We start from the raw sequence: 4,482 nt of genomic DNA on the forward strand, positions 1-4,482 counted from the left end.
CATTCTTTGCATGTTGAGTTGGGAGGTAAGTTGGTTGATTTTGCTGGATGGGAGATGCCTGTTCAGTATCCGTTGGGGATCATGGGAGAGCATAAGCAGTGTCGTGAGAAGGCGGCGTTGTTTGATGTGTCTCATATGGGGCAGGTGATCCTGCGGGGCGAGAATGTGGGTGAGAAGCTGGAAGCGCTTTGCCCGCAGGCTTATGCGACGCTGAAGGAAGGCAAGGCGCGGTACGGGTTCTTTACGAACGCGGAAGGCGGGATCATGGATGACCTGATCGTGTCGAATGCCGGGGATCATTACTTTGTGGTGGTGAACGCGGCACTGCGCCATCAGGACATTCCACATATGAAAGCGAACCTCGAGGGCGTCGAAGTGACCGAGATCTTCGACCGTGCGCTGGTCGCGGTCCAAGGTCCTGCCGCGGAAAACGTTGTCGGTGAGCTGTGCCCCGCGGCGCGCGACCTGAAGTTCATGGAAACCACCGTGGCCGATATCAACGGTGTCGAATGCCGTATCTCGCGTCTGGGCTATACCGGCGAGGACGGGTATGAGATCTCGATCCCCGAGGACAAGGCTATTGAGATCAGCAAGGCCTTCCTGGCCCATGAGGATTGCGAAGCGGCGGGCTTGGGCGCGCGCGACAGCCTGCGGCTTGAGGCCGGTCTGTGCCTTTATGGCAATGACATCGACCAGAGCACCTCGCCAATCGAGGCCAGCCTTGGTTGGGCGATCCAGAAGCGCCGCAAGGAAGAAGGCGGGTTCCCGGGTGCAGACCGCGTGCAGAAGGAACTGGCCGAAGGCACCGCGCGCAAGCTGGTCGGCATCAAGCCCGAAGGTCGCGCCCCGGCGCGTCAGGGCGTGGAAATCCAATGCGCCGAGGGCAATACGATCGGTCAGATCACCTCGGGCGTGTTCGGCCCCACGGTCGGTGGACCGGTGGCGATGGGTTATGTGAGCAAGGGTCATGGTGAACCGGGTGAGACCGTGAACCTGATCATCCGGGGCAAGGCGCAACCGGCGCAGATCGTGGCGCTGCCCTTTATCACTCAGAATTACAAGCGTTGAAGTCAGGAGAGAGAGACATGGCAACCTATTATTCCGAAGAGCATGAATGGCTGTCCGTTGAGGGCGACACCGCCACGCTGGGCATCACCGCGCACGCGGCTGAACAGTTGGGCGACGTGGTCTTCGTAGAGCAGCAAGAGGTCGGTGACGAGTTCGAGAAAGACGGTGAGATCGGCGTGATCGAATCCGTCAAGGCCGCGTCCGAGCTTTATGCCCCGGTCGATGGCGAGATTACGGAAGTGAACGAGGCGCTGGCCGACAACCCCGGCGCGCTGAACGAAGACCCCGAGGGCGAGGCCTGGATCTACAAGATCAAGATCGCGGATGCCTCGCAGCTTGAGGATCTGATGGACGAGGCCGGCTACAAGGCCTTCATCGGGTAAACGACTACGGAGCCCTGTTGCTGGGGCTCCATTGATTTAACTCATGCCGCCGAATTTGGGCTCCGCCCGTTCGGGCCTGAAACTGTCCCCCGGACAGTTTCCGGGACGGCCCTCACCCTCCGCCGGAGGCTCCCGCAGTCTCCGCCGGACCTGACTTATTCATAGGAGCGCTGCAATGGCCTTCAAACTGACCGACTACGAAGCCTATGACTTTGCCAATCGCCGCCATATCGGCCCGTCGCCACAAGAGATGGCGGATATGCTCAAGGTGATCGGCTTCAAGACACTGGACCAGCTGATCGACGCGACCGTCCCGCCCGCGATCCGCCAGAAAGAGCCGCTGGACTGGGGTCCGGCGATGACCGAACGCGACGCGCTGTTCCACATGAAAGAGGTGGCGAGCAAGAACAAGGTTCTGACCTCGCTGATCGGTCAGGGCTATTACGGCACCACCACGCCTGCACCGATCCTGCGCAACATCCTGGAAAACCCGGCCTGGTACACCGCCTACACGCCGTACCAGCCCGAGATCAGCCAGGGCCGTCTTGAGGCGCTGCTGAACTTCCAGACCATGGTCAGCGACCTGACCGGGCTGGACGTGGCCAATGCCTCGCTGCTGGACGAAGCCACCGCAGCGGCTGAGGCCATGGCGATGGCCAAGCGCGGCGGTCGGTCCAAGGGCAACAACGCGGCCTTCTTCGTGGACAAGAACTGCCACCCGCAGACCATCGCGGTGATCAAAACGCGCGCCGAGCCTCTGGGCATTGACGTGCAGGTAGGCGATCCGGACAGCCTGGATGCGGGCGCGGTCTTTGGCGCGATCTTCCAGTATCCCGGAACTCATGGCCATGTGCGTGACTACACCGCCGAGATCGCGGCGCTGCATGAACACAAAGCCATCGCCATCGTCGCTGCCGACATCCTGTCGCTGGCGCTGCTGAAGTCGCCCGGCGAGATGGGCGCGGACATTGCCATCGGCTCGACCCAGCGCTTTGGCGTGCCGATGGGCTATGGCGGCCCGCACGCCGCTTACATGGCGACCACCGACAAGCTGAAGCGGGCAATGCCCGGCCGGATCATCGGTGTGTCGATCGACAGCCGCGGCAACAAGGCCTACCGCCTTGCGCTGCAGACGCGTGAGCAGCACATTCGCCGCGAGAAAGCGAACTCGAACGTCTGCACCGCGCAGGCGCTGCTGGCCGTCATTGCCTCGATGTATGCGGTCTATCACGGCCCCGACGGCATCAAGGCCATCGCGCAATCGGTGCACCGCAAGACCTCGCGCCTGGCCGCTGGCCTGGAAGAGGCGGGCTTCTCGGTCGAACCCGAGGTCTTCTTCGACACCATCACGGTCGAGGTCGGCCACCTGCAGAAGACGGTCATGGAGGCTGCCGTGGCGCGTGGCGTCAACCTGCGCAAGGTCGGCGACACCAAGGTCGGCATCAGCCTGGACGAACAGACCCGGCCCGAGACCATCGAGGCCGTCTGGGGGGCCTTCGGCATCGACCGCACCGATGACAGCTCGAACAAGCAGTACCGCCTGCCGGATTACGCGCTGCGCGAGACGCCCTATCTGACCCACGAGATCTTCCACAAGAACCGGGCCGAGGCCGAGATGACCCGCTATATGCGCCGTCTGGCCGACCGCGACCTGGCGCTGGACCGGGCGATGATCCCGCTGGGGTCCTGCACCATGAAGCTGAACGCCACGATCGAGATGATCCCGGTCACCTGGCCCGAGTTCGGCAATCTGCACCCGTTCTGCCCCGAAGATCAGGCCCAGGGCTATCACGAGATGATCGCCGATCTGAACGACAAGCTGTGCCAGATCACCGGCTATGACGCGATCTCCCAGCAGCCCAACTCGGGCGCGCAGGGGGAATATGCAGGCCTCTTGACCATCCGCAACTATCACTTCGCCCGCGGCGAAGGGCACCGCAATGTCTGCCTGATCCCAACCTCGGCGCACGGGACCAACCCGGCCTCGGCGCAGATGGTGGGCTGGCAGGTTGTGCCGGTGCAATCGGATGAGAACGGCAACATTGATCTGAATGACTTCCGCGCCAAGGCCGAGAAGCACTCGGATCATTTGGCCGGCTGCATGATCACCTATCCGTCCACTCATGGTGTATTCGAGACCACCGTGCAGGAGGTCTGCCAGATCACCCATGATCACGGCGGTCAGGTCTATATCGACGGCGCCAACATGAACGCCATGGTTGGTCTGTCGCGGCCGGGTGACATTGGCGGCGACGTCAGCCACCTGAACCTGCACAAGACCTTCTGCATCCCCCATGGCGGTGGCGGCCCCGGCATGGGTCCGATCGGCGTCAAGGCGCATCTGGAAGAGCACCTGCCCGGTCACCCGGAATACGGCACCGCCGTGGGTCCGGTCTCGGCGGCGCCCTTCGGGTCTCCGTCGATCCTGCCGGTCAGCTGGGCCTATGTGCTGCTGATGGGTGGCGCGGGTCTGACGCAGGCGACCAAGGTGGCGATCCTGAACGCCAACTATATCGCGGCGCGTCTGCAGGATGCCTATCCGATCCTCTACACCTCCGAGACCGGTCGTGTGGCGCATGAATGCATCCTCGATACCCGACCCTTGGACGAGGCAGCGCATGTGACCGTGGATGACGTCGCCAAACGTCTGGTCGATTCAGGCTTCCATGCGCCGACCATGTCCTGGCCGGTCGCAGGCACCCTGATGGTCGAGCCCACCGAGTCCGAGCCCAAGGACGAACTGGACCGCTTCTGCGACGCCATGCTGTCCATCCGCGCCGAAGCGCAGGACATCATCGACGGCAAGATCGACGCGGAAAACAACCCGCTGAAAAACGCCCCCCACACGGTGCGCGATCTGGTCGGCGACTGGGACCGCCCCTACACCCGCGAACAGGCCTGCTTCCCTCCAGGCTCCATGGGCGTCGACAAATACTGGTCCCCCGTCAACCGCGTCGACAACGCATATGGCGACAGAAACCTAATCTGCACATGCCCACCAATGGACGCATACCAAGAAGCCGCTGAGTAA

General features: G+C 62.7%; 3 protein-coding genes. All 3 read left to right on the plus strand.

Annotation, left to right across the window (positions count from 1 at the left end; all coding sequences use genetic code 11):
- A partial coding sequence (gcvT, locus tag ACR0MV_RS21595) for a glycine cleavage system aminomethyltransferase GcvT (RefSeq protein WP_480703715.1) occupies positions 1-1,068 on the plus strand: 1,068 nt, incomplete at its 5' end.
- A gap of 17 nt (positions 1,069-1,085) precedes the next feature.
- Positions 1,086-1,451, plus strand: a complete 366-nt coding sequence (gene gcvH / locus ACR0MV_RS21600) for a glycine cleavage system protein GcvH (protein ID WP_170467783.1) — start codon at positions 1,086-1,088, stop codon at positions 1,449-1,451.
- Between the two features lie 175 nt (positions 1,452-1,626).
- Entirely contained in the window at positions 1,627-4,482 is a 2,856-nt protein-coding gene (gene gcvP, locus ACR0MV_RS21605; protein ID WP_480703716.1) for an aminomethyl-transferring glycine dehydrogenase, read from the plus strand.

The organism is Ruegeria sp. BC3, assembly GCF_056539265.1.